The sequence below is a fragment of the Bordetella sp. H567 genome (assembly GCF_001704295.1).
Taxonomy (GTDB): domain Bacteria; phylum Pseudomonadota; class Gammaproteobacteria; order Burkholderiales; family Burkholderiaceae_B; genus Bordetella_C.
This window is the reverse complement of record NZ_CP012334.1, coordinates 1,184,632-1,210,373: the sequence shown is the minus strand read 5'-3', so window position 1 is coordinate 1,210,373 and position 25,742 is coordinate 1,184,632. Positions and strand designations below refer to the sequence as shown.

Annotated in this window: 32 protein-coding genes; 11 read left to right on the top strand and 21 right to left on the bottom strand. The window is 64.6% G+C overall.

Features of this window, described 5'->3' with window-relative positions; translation table 11 throughout:
• The first annotated feature begins 33 nt into the window (after positions 1 to 33).
• The 3 genes from AKI39_RS05465 to AKI39_RS05455 all read left to right on the top strand — a co-directional run bounded on the left by AKI39_RS05465 (position 34) and on the right by AKI39_RS05455 (position 1,345).
• Positions 34 to 351, top strand: coding sequence for a DUF4148 domain-containing protein (locus AKI39_RS05465; RefSeq protein WP_066633390.1), 318 nt, complete (start codon positions 34 to 36; stop codon positions 349 to 351).
• A 73-nt stretch (positions 352 to 424) separates the two neighbouring features.
• Positions 425 to 763: a DUF4148 domain-containing protein gene (locus tag AKI39_RS05460; RefSeq protein ID WP_066633388.1), complete on the top strand. Its 339-nt coding sequence runs from the start codon at positions 425 to 427 to the stop codon at positions 761 to 763.
• 9 nt (positions 764 to 772) lie between these two features.
• Positions 773 to 1,345 carry a TetR/AcrR family transcriptional regulator gene (locus tag AKI39_RS05455; RefSeq protein WP_066633385.1) on the top strand — a complete coding sequence of 191 codons (573 nt, stop codon included), beginning with the start codon at positions 773 to 775 and terminating at the stop codon, positions 1,343 to 1,345.
• A 95-nt stretch (positions 1,346 to 1,440) separates the two neighbouring features.
• Here the strand turns inward: AKI39_RS05455 and AKI39_RS05450 are convergent, their stop codons facing one another.
• The 7 genes from AKI39_RS05450 to AKI39_RS05420 form a co-directional block, all read right to left on the bottom strand.
• A complete protein-coding gene (locus AKI39_RS05450; protein ID WP_066633382.1) occupies positions 1,441 to 2,007 on the bottom strand; it encodes a TetR/AcrR family transcriptional regulator in 567 nt (188 codons plus the stop codon).
• Positions 2,008 to 2,091: 84 nt separating this feature from the next.
• Positions 2,092 to 3,045, bottom strand: a complete 954-nt coding sequence (locus AKI39_RS05445; protein WP_066642261.1) for a helix-turn-helix transcriptional regulator — start codon at positions 3,043 to 3,045, stop codon at positions 2,092 to 2,094.
• A 79-nt stretch (positions 3,046 to 3,124) separates the two neighbouring features.
• Positions 3,125 to 4,081, bottom strand: coding sequence for a cupin domain-containing protein (locus AKI39_RS05440; protein ID WP_066633380.1), 957 nt, complete (start codon positions 4,079 to 4,081; stop codon positions 3,125 to 3,127).
• 64 nt (positions 4,082 to 4,145) lie between these two features.
• Positions 4,146 to 4,856, bottom strand: a complete 711-nt coding sequence (locus AKI39_RS05435; protein WP_066633377.1) for an SDR family NAD(P)-dependent oxidoreductase — start codon at positions 4,854 to 4,856, stop codon at positions 4,146 to 4,148.
• A gap of 174 nt (positions 4,857 to 5,030) precedes the next feature.
• Positions 5,031 to 5,576, bottom strand: coding sequence for a carboxymuconolactone decarboxylase family protein (locus AKI39_RS05430; protein ID WP_066633375.1), 546 nt, complete (start codon positions 5,574 to 5,576; stop codon positions 5,031 to 5,033).
• 37 nt (positions 5,577 to 5,613) lie between these two features.
• On the bottom strand, positions 5,614 to 6,246 hold the full coding sequence (locus tag AKI39_RS05425) for an FMN-dependent NADH-azoreductase (protein ID WP_066633372.1): 633 nt from the start codon (positions 6,244 to 6,246) through the stop codon (positions 5,614 to 5,616).
• Positions 6,247 to 6,361: 115 nt separating this feature from the next.
• Positions 6,362 to 6,997, bottom strand: coding sequence for a nitroreductase family protein (locus AKI39_RS05420; RefSeq protein WP_066633369.1), 636 nt, complete (start codon positions 6,995 to 6,997; stop codon positions 6,362 to 6,364).
• A 145-nt stretch (positions 6,998 to 7,142) separates the two neighbouring features.
• On the opposite strand from AKI39_RS05420, the gene pdxR reads away from it, so the two are divergent.
• Entirely contained in the window at positions 7,143 to 8,552 is a 1,410-nt protein-coding gene (gene pdxR, locus AKI39_RS05415; RefSeq protein ID WP_066633367.1) for a MocR-like pyridoxine biosynthesis transcription factor PdxR, read from the top strand.
• Here the strand turns inward: pdxR and ccmI are convergent.
• From ccmI to AKI39_RS05355, 12 genes are all read right to left on the bottom strand, one after another.
• A complete protein-coding gene (gene ccmI / locus AKI39_RS05410; RefSeq protein ID WP_066633365.1) occupies positions 8,533 to 9,411 on the bottom strand; it encodes a c-type cytochrome biogenesis protein CcmI in 879 nt (292 codons plus the stop codon). The genes pdxR and ccmI overlap by 20 nt on opposite strands.
• Entirely contained in the window at positions 9,408 to 9,896 is a 489-nt protein-coding gene (locus AKI39_RS05405) for a cytochrome c-type biogenesis protein (protein WP_066633363.1), read from the bottom strand. The genes ccmI and AKI39_RS05405 overlap by 4 nt, the downstream gene beginning before the upstream one ends.
• Positions 9,893 to 10,432 carry a DsbE family thiol:disulfide interchange protein gene (locus AKI39_RS05400; protein WP_066633361.1) on the bottom strand — a complete coding sequence of 180 codons (540 nt, stop codon included), beginning with the start codon at positions 10,430 to 10,432 and terminating at the stop codon, positions 9,893 to 9,895. Before AKI39_RS05400 ends, AKI39_RS05405 begins: the two co-directional genes overlap by 4 nt.
• Positions 10,429 to 12,399, bottom strand: a complete 1,971-nt coding sequence (locus AKI39_RS05395; protein WP_066633357.1) for a heme lyase CcmF/NrfE family subunit — start codon at positions 12,397 to 12,399, stop codon at positions 10,429 to 10,431. Before AKI39_RS05395 ends, AKI39_RS05400 begins: the two co-directional genes overlap by 4 nt.
• Positions 12,396 to 12,863: a cytochrome c maturation protein CcmE gene (ccmE, locus tag AKI39_RS05390; RefSeq protein WP_066633354.1), complete on the bottom strand. Its 468-nt coding sequence runs from the start codon at positions 12,861 to 12,863 to the stop codon at positions 12,396 to 12,398. The genes AKI39_RS05395 and ccmE overlap by 4 nt, the downstream gene beginning before the upstream one ends.
• Positions 12,860 to 13,039: a heme exporter protein CcmD gene (gene ccmD, locus AKI39_RS05385; RefSeq protein WP_201258553.1), complete on the bottom strand. Its 180-nt coding sequence runs from the start codon at positions 13,037 to 13,039 to the stop codon at positions 12,860 to 12,862. The genes ccmE and ccmD overlap by 4 nt, the downstream gene beginning before the upstream one ends.
• Positions 13,036 to 13,791 (bottom strand): heme ABC transporter permease, encoded by a 756-nt coding sequence (locus tag AKI39_RS05380; RefSeq protein WP_066633352.1) that lies wholly within the window; start codon positions 13,789 to 13,791, stop codon positions 13,036 to 13,038. The genes ccmD and AKI39_RS05380 overlap by 4 nt, the downstream gene beginning before the upstream one ends.
• Before the next feature lie 46 nt (positions 13,792 to 13,837).
• Positions 13,838 to 14,503, bottom strand: coding sequence for a heme exporter protein CcmB (gene ccmB, locus AKI39_RS05375; RefSeq protein ID WP_066633351.1), 666 nt, complete (start codon positions 14,501 to 14,503; stop codon positions 13,838 to 13,840).
• 2 nt (positions 14,504 to 14,505) lie between these two features.
• Complete coding sequence (gene ccmA / locus AKI39_RS05370; protein WP_235610752.1) at positions 14,506 to 15,132, bottom strand: cytochrome c biogenesis heme-transporting ATPase CcmA; 627 nt, start codon at positions 15,130 to 15,132, stop codon at positions 14,506 to 14,508.
• A 40-nt stretch (positions 15,133 to 15,172) separates the two neighbouring features.
• Positions 15,173 to 16,090 (bottom strand): NADP-dependent oxidoreductase, encoded by a 918-nt coding sequence (locus tag AKI39_RS05365; RefSeq protein WP_066633349.1) that lies wholly within the window; start codon positions 16,088 to 16,090, stop codon positions 15,173 to 15,175.
• Between the two features lie 105 nt (positions 16,091 to 16,195).
• On the bottom strand, positions 16,196 to 16,774 hold the full coding sequence (locus AKI39_RS05360; RefSeq protein ID WP_066633346.1) for a cytochrome P460 family protein: 579 nt from the start codon (positions 16,772 to 16,774) through the stop codon (positions 16,196 to 16,198).
• Positions 16,775 to 16,821: 47 nt separating this feature from the next.
• Entirely contained in the window at positions 16,822 to 17,418 is a 597-nt protein-coding gene (locus AKI39_RS05355) for a cytochrome P460 family protein (protein ID WP_066633343.1), read from the bottom strand.
• 292 nt (positions 17,419 to 17,710) lie between these two features.
• On the opposite strand from AKI39_RS05355, the gene AKI39_RS05350 reads away from it, so the two are divergent.
• From AKI39_RS05350 to AKI39_RS05320, 7 genes are all read left to right on the top strand, one after another.
• Positions 17,711 to 18,247 (top strand): peroxiredoxin-like family protein, encoded by a 537-nt coding sequence (locus tag AKI39_RS05350; protein ID WP_066633336.1) that lies wholly within the window; start codon positions 17,711 to 17,713, stop codon positions 18,245 to 18,247.
• A gap of 163 nt (positions 18,248 to 18,410) precedes the next feature.
• Positions 18,411 to 20,051 (top strand): cbb3-type cytochrome c oxidase subunit I, encoded by a 1,641-nt coding sequence (locus AKI39_RS05345; protein ID WP_066633333.1) that lies wholly within the window; start codon positions 18,411 to 18,413, stop codon positions 20,049 to 20,051.
• On the top strand, positions 20,041 to 20,640 hold the full coding sequence (locus AKI39_RS05340; RefSeq protein ID WP_066633323.1) for a cbb3-type cytochrome c oxidase subunit II: 600 nt from the start codon (positions 20,041 to 20,043) through the stop codon (positions 20,638 to 20,640). Before AKI39_RS05345 ends, AKI39_RS05340 begins: the two co-directional genes overlap by 11 nt.
• 20 nt (positions 20,641 to 20,660) lie before the next feature.
• Positions 20,661 to 21,272, top strand: coding sequence for a c-type cytochrome (locus AKI39_RS05335; RefSeq protein WP_066633320.1), 612 nt, complete (start codon positions 20,661 to 20,663; stop codon positions 21,270 to 21,272).
• The gene (locus tag AKI39_RS05330; RefSeq protein ID WP_066633316.1) at positions 21,272 to 21,901 is read left to right on the top strand and encodes an SCO family protein; all 630 of its coding nucleotides are present in this window, start codon (positions 21,272 to 21,274) and stop codon (positions 21,899 to 21,901) included. Before AKI39_RS05335 ends, AKI39_RS05330 begins: the two co-directional genes overlap by 1 nt.
• On the top strand, positions 21,898 to 22,485 hold the full coding sequence (locus tag AKI39_RS05325) for a hypothetical protein (protein WP_066633313.1): 588 nt from the start codon (positions 21,898 to 21,900) through the stop codon (positions 22,483 to 22,485). The genes AKI39_RS05330 and AKI39_RS05325 overlap by 4 nt, the downstream gene beginning before the upstream one ends.
• Positions 22,486 to 22,541: 56 nt before the next feature.
• Positions 22,542 to 23,090, top strand: coding sequence for a cytochrome b (locus tag AKI39_RS05320; protein WP_235610751.1), 549 nt, complete (start codon positions 22,542 to 22,544; stop codon positions 23,088 to 23,090).
• A 77-nt stretch (positions 23,091 to 23,167) separates the two neighbouring features.
• Here AKI39_RS05320 and tcuA read toward each other — a convergent pair whose 3' ends face one another.
• Complete coding sequence (tcuA, locus tag AKI39_RS05315; RefSeq protein WP_066633310.1) at positions 23,168 to 24,667, bottom strand: FAD-dependent tricarballylate dehydrogenase TcuA; 1,500 nt, start codon at positions 24,665 to 24,667, stop codon at positions 23,168 to 23,170.
• 61 nt (positions 24,668 to 24,728) lie between these two features.
• Positions 24,729 to 25,541, bottom strand: a complete 813-nt coding sequence (locus AKI39_RS05310) for a phosphosulfolactate synthase (protein WP_083228640.1) — start codon at positions 25,539 to 25,541, stop codon at positions 24,729 to 24,731.
• Between the last annotated feature and the right edge of the window lie 201 nt (positions 25,542 to 25,742).

Here is a 25,742-nt window from a genome sequence, read left to right as displayed (position 1 = left end):
TCTACTTACCTCGAATCGGATCAGGAACACATCATGAAAACCCTCGCCTCCTTGCTGCTCGTTTCCGCCACTTTTGCCGCCTCCGCCGCCTACGCCCACGAGGCTTCCGGCGAACTGGACTACCCCCCTGTCCTCAGCCAGACCCGCTCGCTGACCCGTGCCCAGGTCGTGGCCGAACTGCGCGCCGCCAAGGCCGCCGGCCAAGTGACTTTCGGTGAAATCGACGAACCTGCTACCCCGATCGCCGCGAACACGCTGACCCGCCAAGACGTACAGGCTGAAGCCGCGGCCGTCCGCGAAAACGGTCCGGTCGCGTTCGGGGGCGCAGGCTATCCCGACACCGGCGCCTGACCGGCTTTTATTTTCCCCATCAATCTATCTACACGTAGATAGTTGACGTCAATCGCTTTCCAGGACTTCGACCATGAAAACCCTCGCTTCCTTGCTACTGATTTCCGCAACATTGGCCGGCACTGCCGCCTACGCCCACGAACCTTCGGGAGAGCTGGACTACCCGCCGCCCATCAGCCAGACCGGCTCCCTGACCCGTGATCAGGCCGTCGCCGCGCGGCGGGCCGCCCAAGCCGCCGGCCAAGTCACTTTCGGAGAAATCGAGGAGGCTGCTCCTCAGGGCACCGCCAGTACCCTGACCCGGGGCCAGGTCCACACCGACGCCGTCGCAGCGCATGCGAACGGTTCCTACGCGTTTGGCGAGTTGGACTACCCATCCAGCGATAGCCCGGCCGACGCGTCGCGCGGCTAAGGAAGGCCCATGGACACCGAAACCACCCGCACCCAGATCATGCAACATGCAGAACGCCTGATCGAGGAGCGCGGCTGCAACGGTTTCAGCTATCGCGACCTGGCCTCGCTGATCGGAATCAAGACATCCAGCATCCACTATTACTTCCCACAGAAAGAGGACTTGTTGCTGGCTGTCGTGCAGCGATACCACACGCGCTGGCAGGCCGCCGAGCGCGCCATCGATGCCGGCCTGCGCGCGGACGCCAAGCTACGCGCCTATGTCGATGTGCACAGGCAGGCCTTCGGCGGTACCGGACGTATCTGCCTCGCGGCCGCGCTGGCGGCCGACTCGGCGTCATTGCCCGACGGAGTGCGGCAGGCGGTCCGGCATTTTTATCGTGCCAATGAAGACTGGCTGGTGCGGGTGCTGGAGCAAGGTGCAGGTGAGCGCAGCCTGCAAGTACCAAGCGACGTACGCGCCGCTGCGCGCTCGATGTTCGCGGCGCTGCAGGGCAGCCTCGTCGGCGCGCGCTTGTTCAAGAACAGCGAGCGTGTGGATGACCTGCTGGCCGCCACCCTGGGCCTCCACGGATCGGCGTGAAGGAAACATGCGATGTGGACCGCGCCTGCACGCAGCGGCCGCCTGCCTGAACACCACGAGGAAAAAGACGGCGCCACGCAGCGTACTGCCAGGCCTCAAGCGGCACGCTGGCCGACTTGCAGCGAGGCCACGACGTCGTGTATCCGGACCGGCTCATGAAACAGGCGCGAGGTGATCAAGGCGCCCTGAAATGCCGCGGACAGATAGCGTCCCGCGGTCTCGGGATTTCCGGACCACGCCAGCGTTCCATCACGTTGGCCATCGGCAACGACCTTGGCAAGCCAGGTCTCGTGCGCGTGGAAAAAGGCCCGGACGGCCTGGCGCGCACGGTCGGACAGCGACGCGAAATCGGCAGCCAGCATGCCGCACAGGCAAACCTGGTCGGCGGGCGTGCCCTCGAATAGGGCCGCATAGCGCTGCAGCCGCTCATTGGCCGGCAGTGTCGCGTCGATACCCTGTATCAGGGCCGCCTCCTGCGCGGCATAGTCATCGATCGCCGCGATGAGCAGGTCGTCCTTGGAGGGAAAGTAGTAATGGATACTGGCCGTCTTGACCCCCACCCGGTCGGCCAAATCCCGGTAGCTGAAGCCGTTGTAGCCTCGTTGCCGGATAAGGGTCTGGGCGTGGCTCAAAAGCTGTTCGCGGGTAGTGGCGGCATTCATGACCGCGATTTTTATCTATTGGTAGATCAGGGTCAAGATGGCCCCCGGGCGCCGCCCAGGGTATGGACCCTTTTTCTTGCAACGCTATCTTCCCGCGATGACTGAAAACGCACGCCGAAAGCGACTCGGGTCCATGCCGTGAAGTTCGCTGAACGCGACGGAAAAATTGCTCCTGCTGGAGAAGCCCACCCGCTTGGCGACTTCACCCACGGGCAGTACCGTCGTAATCAATAGTTCACCGGCGCGACGTAGCCGCACCACCTTGACCAGACTCATCGGCGATTGACCGAAGGCGCGCCGGAACGAGCAAGCAAACGCCGAACGGCTCATGCCCGCGATCAGAGCGAGACTATCTACCGTATATGCGACGGCAGGCTGCTCCGAAATCGCGCGCAAGGCGCGACTTAGCCGCGTGTCGACCATGGCGGCCAACCAGGGTAGCGGACAGGGATCACGCTCTATCCACCGCCGTAGCGCCAGCACCAGGCACTGCTTGAGCAATGCCTCTCTCAGGACATTCGAGCCGACGCCAGGCCGGGCCGACTCCGCCAACAACATCACGAACTGCTCTCTCAAGCCGTCGGTGCCGGCAAAGTGCACGACCAGCGGATTTCCCAAGCAGGCGAAAAGGTCAGACCCATCCGCCAACCCGACGCGCAGCTCAGCGCACGCCGTCTCGATGCCCCGCTGGCCTTCGCCGGCGGTTAGCGTGAAAGCGGATGTCTGCGAGGACACGCCACGCAGGTCTCCCCGGCGTTCAAACCGGACGGGCTTTGCCGAGGCGCTTACAAGGCGGTATGCGCCGCCGGGCGGCAAGAGTACGAAACTGTGCGGTTCCAGTTGAATAGGCGGTACGCCACCAACAGCCAGGGTACCGACGCCTGCCAGGCAGTAATGCAGACTCGCGGCCTTGCAGGAATCGAAGTGCATTCCCCAACCGTCACGTATATCGCAAACCGAGAAATGGGTTACACCGATATCAAGCGTGGCCAGCAAACGATCCAGGATCACATGCGCGGATAAAGACGATTCCAACATGTACGCGATGACGAGACTAACTTGAACAGAGAAGGGCGGTCGGCGCCCCATCCAAACCGAACATCGAAAACGACGCGCATTACTGGCCTTCGCGCGCCAGGCGGCGCCATTGGCCGGGCGTCATGCCCATCTTCTCGGTGAACACGCGTCGGAAGGCTGCGACGGATCGATAGCCGACCGAATCGGCCACGGCCTCCGTGGTTACCGCGGGCTTCTTCAGCTCGTTGGCGGCCAGGCTCATCCGGATATCGGTCAGCAGTTCGATGGCAGAACGCCCCAGCTTTTCCTGGAAGTGCCGCATGAAGGTGGCGCGTGACATGCTGCACAGGCTGGCCAGACTTGGCAGATTCCACGGGTGCGCGGGATCGGCGAAGATGGCCGAAATGGCTGGGGCAAGTCGGGGATGGCCGGCAAGCGCCAACAAGCCGGCCGGGGCCGCGTCGGATTCGCTGGCCGCGCGCAGGGCCAATGTGAACAGCGCCGATGTAAGCGCGTTGAGTATGGCGTATCGGCCCGGTTTGTCGCCGGCGGACTCCATGCGCATCAGCCCCACGAGACTGGCGAGATGCTCCGAAGCGGACACGCTGCCGTCTTCGCCACGGCCGTGCATGGTCCGCACCACCAGCGTCGTGGGTAGATAATCGCGTATCAGCCGATCATGGGGCGGCTTGATGAAAAATCGACCGCACAACATGTCCAGCTGCGCGCCCTGACCATCATTGCGGCTGATCGTCCATCCTTCAGCGTCCTGTCGACTGTAGGTGTGGCCCGGCGCCTGGCCGCTGCCATCGTGCAGTACGTGCGCAGACCCGTGGGGCAACAGCACGATATCTCCTCCCCGCAGCGCCTTGGCCGTTCCCGTATCCGGATCCTCGATAAAGGCTCGGCCCTTGAGCACGACGTGGTACGGGATCTCCTGCGCCGCGGACCGAGCCCAGGCGATACGCCATGGCGCACCATAGACGCAGCGGACCTCCAGCTGTCCCGTGACCGTCATCATTTGCAGGAGATGGCTCAGCCAATCGACGTTCGTCATGGGACGAGGCCCCGCACGGGGCGCGCCAGGCAGGACTGATTGCACGGGATGCTCCCGGGCCCTCTCAGCGGCCGGCACTTTGGCCACCGTCGACATGCAGGATTTCTCCGGTGATGAACGGCGCCGAGTCCAGGAACAGGATGGCGTTGGCGATATCGCTGGTTTCGCCCATCCGCCCGATAGGCTGGAAAGCTGCCAGCGCATCGTGGTTCTGCGGGGCGTGCATGGGCGTCTTTATGTTCCCCGGCGCGACGGCGTTCACACGGATGCCCTTCTTCGCGTACTCGATTGCCAGCGACTTCGTGGCTGCATTGATGCCGCCCTTCGTCATGGCCGCCAAGACCGAGTAGACCCCGCTGATCGCCACCTGGTCTATGGTGGTCGTGACGCTCACCACGTGGCCGCTGCCATGCTTTTCCATCTCGGCGATCGCGCGTTGCGTGATGTGATAGAAGCCCGCCATGTTCACGTTCATCACGGCGGCGTAGTCTTCGGCGGTGTGTTCGGTGAAAGGCTTCCCGATGTAGATGCCGGCATTGTTCACCAGCGTATCGATGCGGCCAAATCGTGCAACGCCGGCGGAAATGACGCGTTGCGCGGTCTCTGGATCGCCGATATCACCGGCGATGCTCAGGATATTCTCGTCGTTCGACGGCTCGATCGAGCGCGAGGTTGCGACGATGCGGCAATCGTGCTTTCGGAATGCCTTGACGACTTCCGCGCCGATGCCTTGCGAAGCACCGGTCACGACGACAACCTTCTGTGACGTGTTCACAGCTCTACCCCTGAAAATGATCTCTCCGCTTCAACGCGGATTGTCTGTGCATGCAAAAAAGCCCGGACGCGTTCCCAAAACTCTCCATGGGTGCCTCCGGGCTTTGGGGGTCAGGCTCGCATCACATGACGCCGTCCGGCCCCCAGGGACAGGACCGATGCGAGCGGACACCGGTCAGATGGAGCCGGCCGGCGTAACGGCGGGAAAGTCCTTCTCGGGATCGAACACGTTATTGAAAAAGTTGGTCAGCGAGTACATGGCCACCAGTGCGACGATTTCCATGATGTTCGCGTCCGTGTAGCCGGCATCGCGCACGGCCTTCAGATCGGCATCGCCGACCTGGCCGCGGGTCTCGATGACCTTGCGCGCGAACTGCAGCGCGGCGTCGCGCTTGGGATCCTTGGCATGGCCTTTGCGGGCCAGAACGATCTCGTCGGCCGGCAGCTTGGCCATATGTTCGGCCGTAAAGCTATGCACCGTCAGGCAGTAGTCGCAGCCATTCACTTCCGATACAGCGAGACCGATGCTGTCTCGCGTCTTCACGTCCAGCGCCTTGCTCAGCGAGCCCAGCAGGGTCGCCCAGGCGTTGAAGGCGATGGGGCTTTGCGCAAAGCTCGCCATCATCGTGGGGGTGAACCCCAGGCCCTTGCTGAACGCATCGAGCGTCGCTTTCGATTCCGCCGGCACGTGTTCCGGCTTCAGGGCGGCAGTTCTTGCCATTGTCGTCTTCCTTATGAATTGCGGGTTATACGGATACTTAAGCGAGGTCCCGCACGCGGCCGAGCATCGCGGGTTCTATCGTCGCGACAAGCGAGTGGCGGACTTCGGCCGCGCGCGCCTCATCGATGAGAGCGGTGGCCTGCAAAGGCAGGTAATGGACTGTCTTGAGACCGATACAGTCGAGTGCGGCGGAAAGATAGGGCGTGAGGAAATCCGTTTGATTGGCGCCGTCACCGGTGAACACGCCGCCCGAAGCGATCCCGACGAAAACCGGTCGGTCCCGGAGCATCCCGACCTTGCCGGCCGGCGTGGACTTCATCGTGCGGCCGACACGCAGGATCTGGTCGATCCACGCCTTCAGGACCGAGGGGATCGTGAAGTTGTTCATCGGCGTGCCGATGACAACGACACCGGATCGCTCGATCTCTTGAATGAGCTGCTCGGACAGCTGCACCGATTCGGTGGACCGCCCTACGGCCGCCAGCGTCGCGGGCGACGCCAGCGCGGCGGCATAGTCCGCGCCGGCATGCGGTATCGGTTCATATCCCAGGTCCCGGCGGATGATCTGCGCATCGGGCAGTAGCGTGAGTAGCTTTTCGACAACTGCCGCCGACAGCCGTCGGCTGTGCGACGTCGGTCGCGGGCTGCAATCGATGTGGAGGATGTTCATGCGCGTTACTTCAGCGTCCTCGCAAAACCGATGATGGACTCGAACCCCTGCTCCGGCTTCAGCGCAGCGGTCCTTTGCCAGCGTGGCATGCACAAGACACCGGATTTACGATTGATCAAACGAGCTCCAGCACAGCCGACACCGGCATGCGCGGCTTCTGCGCCCAGTTGCCCGGCCGCTCCGCTCCGACGGACAAGAGCATGACCGGCACCTCGTCCTGGGCCAATCCAAACTCGCGGTGCACGGCTTCGTCGTCGAAACCGATCATCGGCGTGGAGCCCAGGCCCATGGAGCGAGCCGCATAGATCATCGCCGCGGCACCAAAGGTGGCGGTGCGTATGGCCTCGTCGCGTCGGCGCTGCGGGTAGGCCATATACAGATTGCGTGCGGGGATCTCCCACTCCGGCACCATGGCTGCCGGCATGACGCCCGCTGCCACCAGCGGTGCCAGGCGCTCAGGTATTACGCTGGTCTCCACCAACTGGCCGCACACGATGAAAGTAACGGCCGCATCGGTGGTCGCGGGCTGATCCCAGGCGATGGGCCGCAGCCGGGCCTTGGCTTCAGGCGAACGTACGGCGATGAAGCGCCAGTTCTGCAGGTGGAAGGATGTCGGCGCACTGGTTCCGATGCGCACCAGCTCGGAGATCTGCTCGTCGCTCAGGGTGGCGGTCGGATCGTAATACTTGGCGGCGCTGCGGCTCAGTATGCAGTCGATAACGGCATTGGTCGCGGTGATTCTGTCGGTCATGCTTATTCCTGTGGATCAAGGGATAGGTTGAGGTGCAAGAGAACGATGGTGGTCGGATTTCTTCCCGCGTTGATGGCGGAATTCTGTACGATTCATGGTATGAACTGAAGAACCAAGACTCCTCATTTTTGTGTGTACTAAGCATATGGCTTCAAACCTGCGGATACAGCTGGACCGGACGGCGAAGCTCTCCCTGTCGGAACAGATACGCATGAGCATCAGCAGGGCCATAGAATCAGGCCTGCTCGCACCTGGCACCCGCCTGCCGTCGTGGCTGGACCTGGCGGCGCAGCTCGGCGTGGCGCGCGGTACGGTACAAGCGGCATATGAACGGTTGTCCGACGCGCAAATGATCGAAACCTTCCGCGCGGGCGGTACCCGAGTGGCCCCACGGCCCCGTACCGCCGGCGGCCAGCCCGAAGCACCACGGCTCGGCGCTTTCATGCAGTCCTATCAGGAGATGAACGCCGGGCCGGCCATCTTCCAGCTCGGCATTCCCGCGTTCGAAGGCCTGCCGGAAAAGCTGTTTGCACGTGCACGCTCATCCAATCTACTGAAGACGGGAGGTTTATCGTCCCTGCTCTATCCCGATCCCCGAGGGGAAGTCGAGCTGCGCAGGGAGATCGCCGGCTATCTCTCCATCGCCAGAAACCTCCACTGCTACCCGGAGCAGGTGTTCATCACTTCGGGATACATCTCCGGCTTGGGACTTGCACTGCGGGTGCTGGGTTTGGACGGTAAGAAAGCATGGATGGAAGAACCTGGTTTCATGGTCACTCGAAAAGGCCTGGAGCTGGCCCGCTTGAATATCGTGCCGGTACCCGTGGATGCGGAAGGCATCGACGTGGGATATGGGATCGAGAACGCCGCGGACGCCGCGCTGGTCGTCGTGACGCCCGGTCAACAAGCGCCCTTGGGTTCGACCCTGTCCCTGCGGCGACGGCTTCAGCTGCTTGAATGGGCGGCCTCCAGCGACGCCTGGATCATCGAAGACGACTACCTCAGCGAGCTGCAACTGCAAGGCAGGCCGGCACCTGCCTTGGCATCCCTGGATGAGGGAAAACGTGTTATCCATATAGGCTCCTTCAGCAAGACGATCAGCCCGGGGCTGCGCCTTGGATTCATCGTGGCGCCGACCGACCTGGCCAACGCTTTCGCCGAGGTCGCGGCAACGCTCGCCCCCGCGCCCTCACCGGTAGTCCAACTCGCCACCGCTCGCTTCATGCGCGATGGCCACTACGTCCGGCGCGTTCGCCGGCTCAAACGTCTCTATTCCGGCCAGCAGGACGCGCTATGCGAGCAGCTGCGTATCCGCGACGCGGAGTGGGTCAATGCCGGCCTGGCCGTCCTTCTCCGGCTCCCCGACGGCGCGCCGGACGTGCAAATCGTGCGGGAAGCGATGACCATGGGCATGGCCCCCTCCCCTTTGTCCGCGTGGTTCGCGGCCCCATCGCTGGCCTTGCCCGGTCTTTTGCTCGGGGTCGCCACCGCGCCTGCACACCACGTCGCAGCGTCGTGCCGCCAACTATTCAAGATCATCGATCGATACCGCTAGGCTGGGCCACGGCGCCGCTTGTTCCTTGCGGCGGCTGGCTTTCCAGCGCACGAGCGCGTCCGATGTCGACGTCGACAGCGGCGCGACTCGGATCTCCCTCGGGCAGAGTGGCCGCCAGGCGTTCCCAATAGGAGGCTGCCTCGGGGTAGCGACCGGACTGGAACGCGGCCATGCCCGCCAGCCTCAACGCGGTCGCCTCGTGCGGATTGGCGGCCAAGGCTTCGTCGGTCAGCGCCTGCAGCTGAGGCGTCCATTGACGACCGCCCGCGTAATACCAGGCCTCGGCCCAGCGCCCCAGGAGCTCCGGCGGACGCCCCGCCAAGGTGGCCGCGCGCTCGAACGCGTGGGCGGCTTCGCCCATGCGACCCTGGACCGTGTAGGCGCGTCCCAGCAAGGACCAACCCTCGGCCGAGTCGGGTGACGCGGCTAGCAATCCTTCCAGGCGCGTAGTGATGTTCCCGATACTTTGCGCGACCTGGCCGGTCTGTTGGCGTGGCTGCAAAAGCTGGTCCAGCGAGCCCCAGTGCAGATACAGCGCACATCCCAGCAGCGGCGTGGCGAGCGCCGCGAGCACCGGAATTGCCCGACTCCGCGAGACCCCGGCGGCGGGGTCGGCGCGCTGTGCATCGTCCAACAAGTCGCGTGCCGCCTCCACGCGCCCCGCCGCGAGTTGTCCCGCGTCCAGCGTACCGGCGTCGTGCTGTATTTCCAGTTCGCGCAGACGTTCCCGGTAGAGCGCCACATTCATACCGAGGCGGTTGGTACCGGCGCGGCTGCGCGTGAGCTGCAGCTGGGGCACGAGGATGAAGGCCAGGGCTGCCGCGAACAGCAACCCCGCGTAGAGCCAGAAAGCGGTCATGGATCTTGCTCGATGGATAGGCTGGGGTCTTGCAGAAGGCCGGCCAGGCGACGCCGCTCGGCGTCCGACAAGGGCCGCGCGGCGCCCGAACGAGAACGGCGCCTGCTTGCGACGATGGCGGCCACGGCGACGCCGCCGGCCAGCAGCAGCGCGGCCGGACCGAACCATAGAAGCAGCGTGTGGGAGGACAGCGGCGGGTCGTACAGCACGAAATCGCCATAGCGGGCGACCATGAACTCGATGATCTGTTCGTCGCTTCGGCCTTCACCCAGCATGCGCTGGATTTCGCCACGCAGATCCTGTGCGATGGGCGCGCTCGAGTCCGCGATGTTCTGGTTCTGGCACTTGGGGCAGCGTAGTACCGAGGACAGCTCGTAATAGCGTTGACGCTGGCTTTCGTCGGCGGGTTCGCGGGCATCGATGGCGGCATGGCTGCCGCCCAAAAGCCCTAGCCCCAGGACGATCGCAACGATCAGGCGCTTCATGGCGCCGCCTCCCGTAGCAGCTTGTCGTAGATGGGCGCCAATTCTTCACGCCAGACGCGCTCGTCGATGGCGCCTACGTACTTGGCGCGAACGATGCCGCGCGCGTCGATGAAGAAGGTCTCGGGAGCACCATAAACGCCCAGGTCCAGGCCCAGTGTGCCGGCGGCATCCTCGATGGTCAGCCGGTATGGGTTGCGCAACGTCTGCAGCCAGCGCCGCGCCGCATTCCGGTCGTCCTTGTAATTGACGCCATAGATGTAGACCCCCTGCTCGGCCAGCCTCGTCAACACCGGGTGTTCCTGGCGACAGGATGGACACCATGTCGCCCAGACGTTCACCAGTGCCGGGCGCGCCTTGAAATCGTCGCGCGTCAGCATGTGCGACGGCGCGTCGATATCCGGTAAAGAGAAGACCGGGAAGGGCTTGCCGATGAGGGCGGAGGGCAGCCGGGTTGGATCGAGGAACAGGCCGCGATACAGCAATACCGCGATGATCAGGAACACCGCCAGCGGCAGGAGCAACAGCAATCGCTTCACGGCCGCGCTCCGGCCATGCGCATGTCCGCTACCGGCCGTGCCACCCTGGCGCGATAGCGCCGATCGGCCGCCGCGAGCAGGCCGCCGAGGGCCATCATCAGCGCACCCAGCCAGATCCAACGCACGAACGGCTTTATCTGTACCCGCACTGCCCAGGCTCCGCCGCCCAACGGCTCTCCCAATGCCACGAACAGGTCGCGAATGAAGCCGCCCTGGATTCCGGCCTCGGTCGTCTGGGTTCGCTGGGCGTTGTACACGCGTTTTTCGGGATACAGCATCGCGACCTCCCGGCCATCGTGCATGACCCTTACACTGCCGCGGTCCCCGCTGTAGTTGGGCCCCTGCAGGGGGCTCGTACCCTCGAACACGAACTGATAATGGCCCAGTTCGACAGTGCTGCCCGGCGCCATGCGCAACTCGCGCTCGAGGCTTCCCGCACTGGCCAACACGACTCCCAAGACGCACACGGCGAAGCCCAGGTGGCCCAGCTGCATGCCCCAATAGCTGCGCCCCAAGGCCGGCAAGCCCTTGCGCAGCCCGGTGTTGCGCGTCTTGTCGAGAATGTCGCGCACGCCGGCGAACACGATCCACGCGGCCAGCAGGCAGCCCATTGCCACCGCCCAGCGCGACCGGCCATGCAGCGTCGCCGCGGCCAGCGCGACCAACAGGCTGGCCGCCAGCACGGGAGCAAGCATGCGGGCCAGCCAGCGCACCGGCGTGCCTTTCCAGCGCGCCAGCATGCCGACGGCGGCGGTGACCATCAGCAGCGCCATCAGCGGCACGAACATCGCATTGAAGTACGGTGGGCCGACCGACAGCTTGGCGCCCGTCAGGGCGTCGAGAATCAAGGGATAGAGCGTACCCAGCAGGACCATGGCCGCCGCGACCGACAGCAGCAGGTTGTTGACCAATAGCAGCGTCTCGCGCGACAAGATATCGAAGCCGGCCTCGCTCTTGACGACGGGCGCCCGTAGCGCGAATAACGCAAGCGAGCCGCCTACCACCGCAAGCAGGAACGCCAGCACGAAGACGCCGCGCGCCGGATCGGTGGCGAAGGCGTGCACGGAGGTCAGCACACCCGAGCGGACCAGGAAAGTGCCCAACAAGCTGAGCGAGAACGCGGCGATCGCGAGCAGCACGGTCCAGCTCTTGAACACGCCGCGTTTCTCGGTCGCCGCCAGCGAGTGGATCAAGGCCGCGCCGACCAGCCACGGCATGAAGGACGCGTTCTCGACGGGATCCCAGAACCACCAACTACCCCAACCCAGCTCGGCATAGGCCCACCATGACCCGAGGGCGATGCCCACGCCCAGAAAGGCCCAGGCCACGGTAGTCCAGGGGCGCGACCAGCGTGCCCAGGCAGCGTCCAGCTTGCCGTCCAGCAGGGCCGCGATGGCGAAGGCGAACGCGACCGAGAAGCCGACGTAGCCCATGTACAGTATGGGCGGATGGACGATCAGGCCGATGTCCTGCAGCAGCGGATTGAGGTCTCGGCCATCGGCGGGGACATTGGGTAGCAAGCGCGCGAAAGGGTTGGAGGTGCCGATCAGGAACAGCAGGAATCCGGTACTGATCATGCCCATCACGGCCAGAACCCGCGCCAGCATCGCCTCCGGCAATTGGCGGGAGCCGAGCGAGACCGCGGATGTCCAGCCGGACAGTATCAACACCCATAGCAGCAGCGAACCCTCGTGCGAGCCCCAGATCGCGCTGAACTTGTAGTACCAGGGCAGCATGCTGTTGGAGTTTTCCGCCACATACGCGACCGAGAAATCGTCGGTCAGGAAAGCCTGAGCCAGGCAGGCGAACGAGAAGACCAGGAACGTCAGTTGCCCCCAGGCGGCAGGTCGCGCCAGCGCCATCCAGCGCCGCTCGCCGCGCCACGCCCCGGCGAGCGGGACGCTGGCTTGCACCAGGGAAAGGCATAGCGCCAGGATCAAAGCCAGCAGGCCAAGTTCGGGGATCATCGGGCGGGCTCCTGCTTGCTGCGCGTGGAATAGCCGCTCGCGCCGGCTTGCTTCAGTGCGTTCATGGCTTCGGGTGGCATATAGTTTTCGTCGTGCTTGGCCAGGACTTCGTCGGCGCGCAGCATGCCGTCGTCGTCGAGCCTGCCCAGAGCGACGATGCCCTGGCCCTCGCGGAACAGGTCGGGCAGGATGCCCTGGTAGCGCACCACGATGCTGCGGGCGCCGTCGGTGACGCGAAATCGCAGCGCCAGCGAGTCTTGCGTGCGTTGCAGCGACCCGGTCTCGACCATGCCGCCGGCGCGGATGCGCGTGCCGTGCGGCGCCTCGCCCGCGGCAATCTGGCTTGGGGTGTAGAACAGGTTGATGTTTTCCTGCAGGGCGGCCAGCGCCAACGCCGCGGCGGCACTGGCGCCGCAGACCAGGGCGAGTATCCAATACATACGCTTTTTGCGGACGGGGGTCATGGCGAGACCCCACGGCGCCGGCGGCGCGCCAGGTCCTTCAAGTAGCGGCGGCGCGCCAGCAGGGGCTGCATCACGTTCAATGACATCAGTGCCAGGCAGAACCCATACGCGCTCCAGACGTAAGCGCCATGGCGACCCATGGCCAGAAAATCCGCGAGCGACGGAAATGCAATCATGTCCGATCCTTGAGCAGTCGATCGATTTCAGCGTCGACCCAGCGGCTGCCGGCCTCGCGCCGCAACACTTCCAGGCGCATACGCGCGAGAAGTACCGCCCCGAAGAAGCAATAGAAACCCAGCACCGACAACAGCAGCGGCAGCCACATCTGCGCAGGCATGGCGGGCTTGTGCGTGAGCGAGAAGGTGGCGGGCTGGTGCAGGGTGTTCCACCACTCGACGGAATATTTGATGATGGGGATGTTGACGACGCCGACCAGGGCCAGCACCGCGCAAGCCCGGGCCGCGCTGTCGCGATTCGTGATTGCCTGGCCCAGCGCGATGATGCCCAGATACAGGAACAGCAGGATGAGCATGGACGTCAGGCGCGCGTCCCATACCCAATAGGCGCCCCAGGTGGGCCTGCCCCAGATGGCGCCGGAGACCAGTGCGATGGCCGTCATCCAGGCGCCGACGGGCGCGGCCTGACGCAGGGCCACGTCGGCCAGCTTGATTTTCCAGATCAGGCCGACGGCACCGGCCAGCGCCAGCGTGACGTAGATGGATTGGGCCAGCAGCGCCGCCGGCACGTGGATATAGATGATCCGGAAGCTGTTGCCCTGCTGGTAGTCGGCGGGCGCGAATACCAGTCCCCATGCCAAGCCGATCGCCAGCAGCAGCGCACTGGCCACGGCAAGCCAGGGCAGGCTTCTTCCGCTCATGTCGTAGAACCATTTGGGCGAGCCCCATTTGTGTAGCCAGGTCCAGTTCATTCGAGTCGCTCGTGAGGATTCGTCCGCCGGCGCCGTGGATGGCGTGTCATTCGGCAACGCTGATGGATAGCCCCGCGGCGATGGCAAACGGCGCCAGGGTGATCGCCAGCACGGAGAGGCAGGCAAGCCACAGCAAGTGTCCCGCGACCGGGAGATCCTGCAAGGCCGCCTGCAGGGCGCCGCTGCCCAGGATCAGTGCCGGGATATACAGCGGCAGGATCAGCAGGGCCAGCAATAGTCCGCCCCGCCGCAAACCGACCGTGAGCGCCGCGCCCACCGCGCCGAGCAGGCTGAGCACCGGCGTGCCCAGCAGCAAGGACAGCAGCAGCACCGGAAGGCAATCGGCCGGCAGGCCCAGCATCAGCGCCACGAGCGGAGCGAGCACCACCAGTGCGAGGCCGCTGCAAAGCCAATGCGCCGAGACCTTCGCCAACACCAGTAGCGCCAGCGGATGGGTTGAGAGCATCCACTGCTCCAGGGAACCGTCCTCGAAATCGGCACGGAACAGGCCGTCCAGCGAGAGCAGCACGGCCAGCAGCGCCGCGACCCACAGCAGCCCGGGCGCGGCCTGCCGCAGCAGCTGCGATTGCGGACCAAGCGCCAACGGAAACAGCACGACGACAACCGAGAAGAACACCAAGGGGTTGGCAAGGTCCGCGGGACGGCGGCATAACAGACGTAGCTCACTATTCAATAAGGAAATGAAGGCCATGCTCAACTGCCGTACTGCCCCAGATCAAGGTCGGCGTAGGCTTGCGCTCGCCGGCTCGGTTCGTGATGCGTGGTCAGCACCACCGTACCGCCACGCCCGCAATGCATGGCCAGGTGCGCTTCCAGTTGCGCCGTTCCTGCCGCGTCCAGCGCGGTGAACGGTTCGTCCAGCAGCCACAGCGCCGGCGTGCCGGGCAGATACAGGCGCGCCAATGCGATGCGACGCTGTTGCCCTGCCGATAGCGCGTGGCAGGGTGTGTCCTCGAAGCCACGCAAGCCCACCGCCGCCAAGGCCTGCCCGATCGCGGCGGTTTCTCCCCGTGCGTGCAAGGCTGCCAGCCAGGCCAGGTTTTCCTCGGCGGTCAACAGCGCCTTGATGCCCGCGGCGTGGCCTATCCATAGCAGCCTGGAAGCAAGGGATCCACGCTGCCGGGCCAGGGCCTGGCCAAACAGCTCGACATGTCCCGCCGTCGGCCGGGCCAACCCGCAGAGCAGACGCAGCAGGCTGCTTTTGCCGCTTCCGTTGGGCCCGCGGACCCGCAACATGTCGCCGGCCCGCAGCTGGAAGCTCAGGCCGGCGAACAGCCGCCGTTGGTCCCGTTCGCACGCGAGCGCTACTGCGTCGAGCACGGGAGGGGCAGTGTCCGGCCGCTGCGCGATCACCCCGTCCTCACGGCCGGACGCGGATGATCGTCTTGCCCTTGAGTCGCTCGGTCGGATTCAAGGCGGCGACGGCATCGTCCAGGGTTGCCACCGTGCCGATGTTCGTCCGCAGTCGTCCGTCGCGCACCCGCTGGACGATCTCGTTCAGCTGGGCACGATCCGACTCGACAACAAAGTCCACCGCCACGCCGTTGACCGGCCGGGCTTCGGGCGATCCGACAACGGACACCAGCGTTCCTCCGGCTCGAATCAGCGCCGCGGACCGTTTCCCGATGGCGCCGCCGATGACGTCGAATACCAGATCGACGCCGCCGATATCTTCCAGCGTGTCGTTGTCGAGATCGACGAATTCCTGCGCGCCGAACTCAAGGGCTTTCTGGCGGTCCGCGGCACGCCCGGTGCCGATTACGTAGGCACCCGCCTCTCGTGCAAGCTGCGTCACCATCGTGCCGACCGCGCCCGCCGCACCGTGGGCGAGGACGCGCTGGCCTGCCTGAAGATGCCCGTGCTGGAACAGCCCTTGCCACGCCGTCAGTCCCGAGATCGGCAGGCTCGCGCCCACCGTGAAGTCCACATCACCGGGCAGCGGCGCAAGGTTGCGTGCCTCGATCGCCACATACTCGGCCAGGGTGCCGTCGCGATACCAGTCCGCAAGGCCGAACACCCGCTGCCCCACCGACAGCCCCGTCGTGCCGTAGCCCAAGGCGGTCACCACGCCGGCCAGCTCGTGGCCGAGGATAGCCGGTGTGCGGACCAGGTCGCGGCGATCGGTCCAGGTCGAAGGCCACTCCAACTCGGTCGGAACGAATCCCGACGCATGAATCTGCACGACAACATCGTTGATCGCTGCCTGCGGCTCGGGACGTTCGGCCAGTTTCATCCCGGCCATTCCCGCTGCCTGATCACTCACCACGATCGCCTTCATCGTCTTTCTCCCTGCGCCACGCCAGCGCCTACGTTCGGCCCGATGCGAAAATGGGCCACGGCCGTACCACCTCGGCTTATGGTACGCCGTCGCGGCCCAGCCGGTTTACTGGACCAGCGGCGGATAGCCGTGGGTATAGATCCAATCCGACGCCTGCGCCGGCACATGACAGCCCAGGCAGTCCTTCTTGTAGTCGGTCGATGTCGTCTTCTTGGGATCACCCGCATCGAACCAGGACCAGCCCCAGCCGTCGCCCCAGAGCTTGTTCTTGGGAAACCGGCCGACGTCGTCTTTCACCATGACGAACCAGCCGGCGAGGGTACCGGCACTGCTCACCGTTCCGGTCGTCATCGGCTGGGTGGTCGTGTTGAACACCTCCTTCACGAGAACAGTGCCATCTGGAAAATGTCCTGCCTTGCGGTACGCGGCGATGGTTCCAGGCGATGCATAGACCACATGAATCTGCTTCGATCCAGGGGTCTTTTCTGCCGCCACTGCCCACGTACCCAGCATCTGGTAGGTGGTCCGGTAGTCCGCCGGCACGTGCATATTGCCTTTGTCGTCGACAACGGCCTTGGTCGTTGCGCCATACTGCGAGCGCGTGTGCGTCTGCCCGAAGGCGGTGACGTCGACCATCATGGACAAGCCGACCAGGGCAAGTCCCAAGGCACCGATGATTTTCATGGCACTGTTCCCTTGTGTTGGTGAACCGGTACGGTTCATTGACGTTTTCAGTTGTCCAGGAGCGGATAGAACTGGGTCCAGACGTCGTCTTTCTTCGCGCTCGCCCTGTGGCAGAACGCGCATTCCTCGTTGGCCTTGGCCGTGGCCGTCGGGGCCTTCGGCTCGTGGTGATTGAAGTTGAAGTAACCCCAGCCTCCGGTGGCGGCGTAGCGCTTGGAATCCTTCACGGTCACGTCGGCGCCATTGAACTTTCCGGGAAAGTAGCCGCGGCCGGATGCCTCCGTGCGCGATCCATCCGGATTCTGGGCCGGGAGCGTCAGCTGCAGTTCCTTGAAGAAGATCGTTCCTTCGGGGAATTCACCAGTCTTCTTGTAGATCTCGTACGAACCCGGCTCGATGTAGACGTTGTGAAATTCAGGAAAATTGGCCTTGCCGCCGTTGAGCGCGTTGGGCGTGAGCGGCGAGCCGACGTACACCCACTCATGGAAATTCTTCGGCAGGATCAGTTCGCCCGATTTCGTATATTCGGGCAGATAGCGCTTTTTAGCTTGTGTGCTGCCGTCCTTGCCTGACGATTCCGCGACCGCGGCTGTCATGACAAGTGCGCTGGAAACCACGGTGGCAATCAATACCGAAATACGCATACTTATCTCCTTCTTTCCACGAATAGTTGGGCGCTCATCGTATCTTTACCCACGTACCGCGTGGTCTCGAAAATGTTCTGATTCGTCCAAATATTCGAAACGCGGCGGCAAGCCTTGCCTTTCCTGGCCGGCTTGCCCGCATAATCCGCCCGCATGTTCCGCCGCGCGCGGCGCATGATGCGCGCGGCTGGCGTGCGCGCATCCTTGAGCGCGGCGCGGACTCGAGATACCTCGCTGCCTCGCCGTGTCGGCGTTCAGGCCGGCCAGGATAAGGACCTACCAAGGAGAAACAATGCTGCTACCCCGGAAACCCGTTCCCGAACTGCGCGTTCCGACTCTTGCCCATGGCGAGTTCGACCTTGCCGCTGATGCGCCGGAGCGCTTCACGCTCATCTCGTTCTACCGCGGCCTGCACTGCCCGATCTGCCTGAAGTATCTGCGCGACCTCGGCCCGCTGGTGCCGGAGTACGAGCGTCGAGGCACGAAAGTCATTGCCATCAGCTCCGACACGCCTGATCGCGCCCAGGAGATGGCGCGCAAAGTGGGTGCCGAGAACTTGCGATTCGGGCACTCCCTGCCCCTCACGGTTGCCCGCCAATGGGGACTCTATATTTCATCGTCGCGGGGAAAGACATCGGTCGGCATCGACGAGCCGCCGCTCTTTTCCGAACCGGGCGTCTTCCTCGTGCGGCCGGACGGCACCTTGTATTACGGCGCGGTCCAGACCATGCCGTTCGCGCGCCCGGTGTTCTCCGAATTGCTTCAGGCCGTCGATTTCGCCATCACCAAGGACTATCCGGCACGTGGCGAGTATGACGGTCCGCTCTGAGCGCCTATCGGCATGGGGCTATCCACGCCATCGTGGTGACTTGGCGGCACGGGACGCTCCAGAACGCATAAGCAAGGCGCGCTGCCGCCTTGCAAGAAACGGGGAAGGGAAATGGAAGCCCATATTTCGAGCATAGACAGCCATCGACCGGCCGGGAGGCGACATGGATAGCGCCGTTCTCAGCCTCCTGGGCGCGTTCCTGCTGTCGCTTATCGGCCTGTTTGCATTCATCTGGTCCTTGCGCAAAGGGCTATTGGTGGAGAATCCGGCCGCGGCCTCTGTCATCTTCGCGTCCGGAGAGGCCGGCAAGGTGGACGACCCCACGCTGGACCGCCACGGACGCCAGGCCCTTGCGGCCGCCGCGGATGCGCGTGCGTGCGGCGTGGCGGGACAGAGCGAGGTCGACGCCCATATCGAGGCCGATCGCTCCAGCGCGTGCACGGTGTTCATGTTCGTCGCGTTCGCCTGCCTGTGGCTGCTGGTGGGTTCGGCCGCAGGACTGGTTTCGTCCATCAAGCTGCACGCGCCCGACTGGCTGGACCAGCAGGCGTGGCTGTCGTTCGGGCGCTTGCGTACGGTGCACCTGAATGCCGTCATCTACGGCTGGTCGTCCAACGCGGCGCTGGGCGTCATCCTGTGGGTGCTGCCGCGCCTGCTGCGCACGCGCTTGCACGGAGCGGCGTGGGCCATGCTGGGTAGCGCCTTCCTTAACGCCGGTATCGCGGCCGGCGTGGGTGCGGTCGCGGCCGGCTGGACCGACGGCATGGAGTTTCTTGAAATTCCATGGCAAATCGACATCTTCATCTTCGCGGGATTCGCGTTGGTGATCCTGCCGGTCCTGTTCACGCTGGTCAACCGGCGCGTCGACCACCTGTACGTCAGCGTCTGGTACATGGTGGCGGCGCTGCTGTGGATCGCGGTGTTGTTCGCCGTCGCCAACCTGCCCGGCGTGCACACGGGCGTGCAGCAGGCGACCACCAACTGGTGGTACGGCCACAACGCGCTGGGCCTTTGGTTTACCCCGGTCAGCGTGGGGGCCATCTATTATTTCCTGCCGAAAATCATCGGACGGCCGGTGGTGTCGTACAACCTGTCGCTGCTGGGCTTCTGGACCCTGGCCTTCTTTTACGGACAGGTCGGCGGACACCACCTTATCGGCGGACCGGTGCCGGGCTGGCTGACCACGCTGTCCATCGTGCAGAGCATCATGATGATCATCCCGGTCGTCGCCTTTACCGTCAACATGAAGCGCACGCTGAAGGGCCAGATGTACCTGGCGGCCTATTCCCCCACGCTTCGCTTCATGATGTTCGGCGGACTGATGTACCTGGCTTCGTCGCTGGAGGGGTCCGTCGAGGCCCTGCGCAGCGTCAATGCGGTAACGCATTTCACCCATTTCACCGTGGCGCATGCACACCTGGGCATGTATGCCTTCGTGTCGATGGTCATGTTCGGCGCCATTTATTTCATGATGCCGCGCGTCCTGGCGTGGGAGTGGCCGTATCCGTGGCTGATCCAGCTGCATTTCTGGCTGGTGGGCCTGGGCGTCCTCGTCTATGTGATCGGCCTGTCGATCGGCGGCTGGCAACAGGGCATGGCCATGCTCGACGCCTCGCGCAGTTTCAATGACTCGATCCTGGTCACCCTCCCCTGGCTGAAGTCGCGCAGCATCGGCGGCGCGCTGATGACGCTGGGTCACCTGGTGTTCGTGGGCCATTTCTTTGCCATGGCCTTGCGCTTCGGGCCGCATCGCACGGGCGCCGCCCTGTTCTGGCAGCCACGGGAGGCCGCTCATGGAAAATGAAGTCAAGCTTGCCGCCGGCGCCATGGTCGCGCTGGCCGTCGCCACCGCGGCCCTGGTCGTGCTGCCCTACGTGCAGGTGCGCGACATCCAGCCGCCGCCGGGGCTCAAGCCCTATACCGAACAACAACTGCGCGGCCGCAATATCTATATTTCCAACGGCTGCGTCTATTGCCACAGCCAGCAGCCACGCGACCGCAACCTGGGACCCGACGCCGCGCGTGGTTGGGGCCGGCCGTCGGTACCGGGCGACTACGTCTACGACAAGCCGCATCTGCTGGGCACCATGCGCACGGGTCCCGACCTATTCAACATCGGCGCGCGCCAGCCCAGCAAGGACTGGCACCTTGGCCACCTGTACCAGCCGCGCGCGTATGCCTGGGCATCCATCATGCCCGCCTATCCCTTCCTGTTCCGCGTCAAGAACACGGCGGAAGGCGGTGACGTGGTGGTGAACCTGCCGCCGGCCTACGCACCGCCCGGCAAGGTGGTGGTGGCCAGTCAGGATGCCCTGGACCTGGTCGCCTACCTGATGGGCCTCGATCACACCTACCCCGCGCTGCCGGCGCCCGCGGCACCTGCAGCACCCTGACCCCGACCGAGAAAATAAAGATGAGTCCTGATTCCAAGCCTTCATCCGCATCGCAGACGCGCGAACATGCCGATCCTTCCGAGCGCGTGCGGCCCATACCGCGGCTGGCGGCAGCGGTCACACTGGGGGTCGTCGTCGCCGGCGTGGCGTATGTGCTCTTTTCGGATCCGTTCGGCAATCCCCAACTGGGCGACCGCCGTACGGTCGCCGACCTCATACCGCGTGCAGAGGCGGCCGGCGCGCCCGCCGCGGCCGACGGCAAGGCGTTGTTCACCGCCAACTGTGCCGCCTGCCACCAGGCCGCGGGCACCGGCGTTCCGGGCGTATTTCCGCCGCTGGACGGTTCGGAATGGGTGAAGGCGGACAGCCGCGTCGCCATCAATATCCTGCTGCACGGCCTCCAGGGCGAGATCAAGGTGAAGGACACTGTGTACAACGGCAGCATGCCGTCGTTCGGCGGCAAGTTTTCCGACAACGAAGTGGCGGCCGTCGCGACATACATCCGCTCGCAGTGGTCCAACTCCGCCGATGCCGTCACCGCCGGGCAAGTGGCGGCCGAGCGCAAGGCGGTGACGCGCACGACGCCGTTCGCGGGCGGCGCCGAGCTCCAGGCGTTGACCGGCAAGCCCTGATGTGGCGCACCACCGCCGCTACGCTGCTTCTGGCCGCGCTGGCCTACGCAAGCGGCGCGTGGCTGACGATGGACTTCCAGGTATGGACGGCCGAAGGCGCGCGCAGGCTGGCTGTGCTGCGCTCGCCGGTGGAGGCGCCGGCCGTGGAAATGCGCGGGCCCGATGCGGAGACGCTGCCATTGCCGGCGATGCTCCATGCCCGCGGCACGGCCACCATCGTCGATTTCATATACACCGGGTGCGTGACGGTATGTTCGGCGCTGGGCGGCGCCTTCCAGCAGTTGCAGGATGCCCTACGCACGGACCGCGACGCGGCTAGGCCCGCGGTCCGGCTGCTGTCGATCAGCTTCGATCCCAGCCACGACACGCCCGACGCGCTCGCGGCCTACGGCCGGCGCTTTCGAGCCGATGCATCGCTATGGCGCTTCGCCACCCCGGCACGGGCCGCGGATGTCCAGGCCCTGCTGCGGCGCTACGGCGTGGTCGTCATTCCGAATGGCCTGGGAGGCTACGAGCACAACGCGGCGCTGCTGGTGCTCGACGGCAACGGGCGCCTGGTGCATATCTACGACCAAGACCAGGGCCGCGATGCGCTGGCGCTGGCGCGTTACCTCGCGGCTCAGGAATGAAGGCAAGCTGCGCCATCGCACGGTATGGGCAGCAATGCGCGGCCGCGCTGCTCGCACTGGCCGTGCTGCTGCCACCCATGCGACCCGCCCTGGAACAGGGCATGGCATCGCACATGCTGCTGCAGTTTCCGATACTGGTGCTGGCTGGCATGCTGCTGGCCGGCCAGCTGCCGCCCGCGCAATCGGCCCGCATGTCGAGGTGGAATGCACATGGCATCACGGGACTGGCCTTTGTCGCCATCGCCGCCGCGCTGGGCATGGTGCCGCGCCTGCTGGACCTCGCCCTGGTCGACATTCGCGTTGAAATCGCGAAATGCGCGGTGCTCGTCCTGTGCGGCATGGCGCTGCGGTGGTCATGGCAGCAGGCGGGCGTCGTCGTGCAGTTCTTCTTCCTAGGCAATGTGTTGCCGATGATGGCGGTCGCTGGGTCCCTGTACGTCGATGCCCCCCTGCGCCTATGCAATGCCTATCGGCTGGACGAACAGCAATGGGTGGGGCAGGGACTGACCTGGCTGGCCGCTGGGCTCGGCGCGCTATGGCTGGCGCGCCTGGTGCGTGGGACAGGAGGCGGCCAATGGCTTTGACCGGCAGCTGCGTTCGCCATGGGCCTGGCGTCCAGGCTTTCCATTGGCTGACCGTCATGCTGGTCCTGTCCGCCTATGTGCTCAGCAAGGGCGACAGCTATTCGCTCTATTCCGCGGAGGCGGACGGGCTGCGCAGGATCCACGAGACGCTTGGGATGCTGGTCTTCGGCATCGTCGTACTGCGCTTGCTATGGGGCCTGTTCCGCGCCACGCCCGCGAAGCGGCCGATGCCGCGATGGATGGCCGCGGCAGCGAAGCTGGGCCAGATTTCTCTTTACGCCCTGCTCGTCTCGATTCCCGCCACGGCGGTGCTCGGTACCTGGCTCGAGGGCATTCCACTCACCTTGCTCGGGTTCGACATCGCGCCCCGGATCGCGCCGGCGCATCGACTGGGACAGCTGATCGTGGGCGTACACACCGTACTGGGCAACGCCCTGCTCTGGGCAGCCGGCGCGCATGCAGCCGCGGCGCTCCTGCACCATTTCCATCTGCGCGACGGCGTGCTTTTATCAATGATCCCCGGGGGGAAACAGGAAACGCAGCAGCATGGTCAGTCGACGCAAGAGAAGCGGGGATCGAGCGCGCGGCGATTGCCGCGCGGTTGATTCCCCGCCGTCACCCGCCCCGCCACTGCGATGCGTCGGCAGATACGGATAACCGCCGCTGGACGGGAACACGCGCGCTATTTCGTCGCGATCGCGGCCTTGCCCGCCGACGTACCGGCGATCCTGCCGAACACGGCTCCCGAGGTCAGCCCGGTACCCCCGGGGTAGTTGTGGTAGAAAAGCCCACCCACCATTTCGCCTGCGGCATAGAGCCCGCGGATCGGTTTCCCGCCGGTGTCCTCGACCTGGCCATGCAGGCTGATCTTCACTCCGCCAAACGTGAAAGTAACGCCGCACGTCACGGCGTAGGCCTCGAACGGGCCTTGGTCTATGGTGTTCGCCCAATTCGATTTGGGAATGGCCAGTCCGCGTGTGCCACGACCGTCCTTGATGGCCGGGTTGTACGGCACCTCCGTCATCACCGCTTCGTTATAGGCGCGGACGTTGCGCAAGAAGCCTTCCGGATCGACGCCTTCCAGCTTATGTGCCAACTCTTCCAGCGTCTCGACACGCACTTTCGTCACCTGCCGGATCCTGTACTCGTCGCGCAGCTTGGGAATGACCTTGGCGTCGAAGACCTGCCACGCGAACATGTCAGGCTGTTCGAGGACGGCACGCCCGTATTTCGCATAGGTGAAGTTGCGGAAGTCGGCGCCTTCGTCCACGAAGCGTTCCCCGCGCGCATTGACCATGATGCCCATCGGATAACTGTGCTTCTGGTAGTTGTCCCCTACCACCAGATCGCCAAAGGGCGGTGCGTTCTGGTCCCAGCCCACCGCGTGGCAACCGGACCAATGTCCATACGGCAGCGCGCCGGCGTCCAGCGCCATCCGCAATCCGGCGCCGGTGTTGTACCGGGTACCGCGCACCTTGGCCAGATCCCAGTTCGTCCCCAGGTAGCGGGCGCGCATCTCCGCGTTGGACTCGAATCCACCGCAAGCCAGCACCACGGCCTTGCACCGGATGTCGTGGACGCGCTCGCCCGCGCGCACCCGCACGCCGGAAACCACGCCTTCGTCCAGCAGCAATTCCGTCGCGGCCGTCTCGTAGAAGATGCGTACGTCTTCGCGCGCGCAGGCCTTGTGCTCCAGTTCCACCAGCCCTTCGCCGCCACCCCAGGTCTCGACGGCCAGGCCGCCCCAGAACCTGAACCGGCCATTTTCGCGGATAGCCTGACGTCCGAAACTGGCCTGGAACTTGACGCCTTTCCCGCGCATCCACTCCAACGTGTCGAGGCTGCGGGTGACGAGGATTTCGGCCAGATCCGGGTCGGTGCGGTATTGGGTAAGGCGGCCCATATCGTCCAGGTACTGCTCCGCCGTATACGTGCCGAAATCGGAATTCGCCACTTCATCGGGCGTCAGGTCCGGCACCAGCCTGAGCAAATCATCCACCCCATTGAACATGACCCGCATCGCGCCGGCGGTGTAGCGGCTGTTGCCGCCGCAATCGTCGTGGGGTGCGGCCTCGAGCATGATTACGGTGGCCCCTTGTTCACGTGCGGCAAGCGCCGCGCATGCGGCGGCGTTTCCAGCGCCCACTACCACGACGTCCGGCGTGCCAAAAGTATCGTCCATGTTGTACTCCCCAACTCAGGAACAAGAGAAGCGGCATTCGGAAGCGGGATGCGCGCCAACGCTAGGCGGACTTGAACAGTGAGTAATCCACGGCTCGGCCGATACCTGAACGCAACCCTTCCAGACGCAGCGCCTGTCCCGGTGCCACATTGGCCAGATTCACGTCACGGCCAAAGTCCTCCATGAGCTGAAGGTGGTGCCTGGGAAAGTCGAAGGTGTCGGCTTCGATGAGCACGTGCTCGAACCACGGCTGCTTGCCCAGCTCCTTCAGGACATCCGGATCCTGCCTCACGGTCATGGTGATCTCGGACTGCTCGATGATGATGTGGCCGACGCCGGCCTCCAGCACCTCGTTGATGAGAGCGCCAAGCTTGTCCAGGCGTATCGCCTGATCGGGGTTCTTGCGGCCGAATTCATAGATCACGGTGATGCCGGCCTTGCGGCACGCGTCGAAATAGCGCAGCCGCTCGTCGTTCGCCAGGGTCACATAGTTCTCGGAGATTTCCATCGCGCGGAACCCGAGCCCGCCCAGGTAATCCAGCAGCAAGGGGACCTCGCCGCGGCGGTGCGCATGCTCGAACAATATGCCGCCGGAATAGCATTGCACATTGGCATCATGGTATAGCCCGATGATGTTCCGCAGTGTGGGCGGCGGCATCAGCAGCGCGTTCATGGCATAGATCTTCGCGAAGTCGATGTAGTCGGCGGCGCAGTCCAACAGATCGGCGATGCCCCGGGGGCCGGTCCATCCCATGTTGTCCGGGCCATAGTCGATGATCGACGTCAGGCCCCGCTTGCGCGGCTTCGCTGGCTTGGGCGGCAGGCGCAGGGCTGCCGGGTATTCCAATACGGCTTCCTGGGACGTCCGGTTCATGCTGCTGTCTCCATGATCTTCTCCGTAGGGAACGCCTGCCCGCCCCGGGCCTATCGCGCGCACCAAGGCTTGAACCGCACTCCTGCGCGCATACACGAAGACGAAGGGCGTCGCCGCATCGATGAGTGGCCTTATCGATAGTCGTATTGTAGATTACTACTATGGACTTTCGACGGCAAGCGAGGAATAGCGCGAACACGT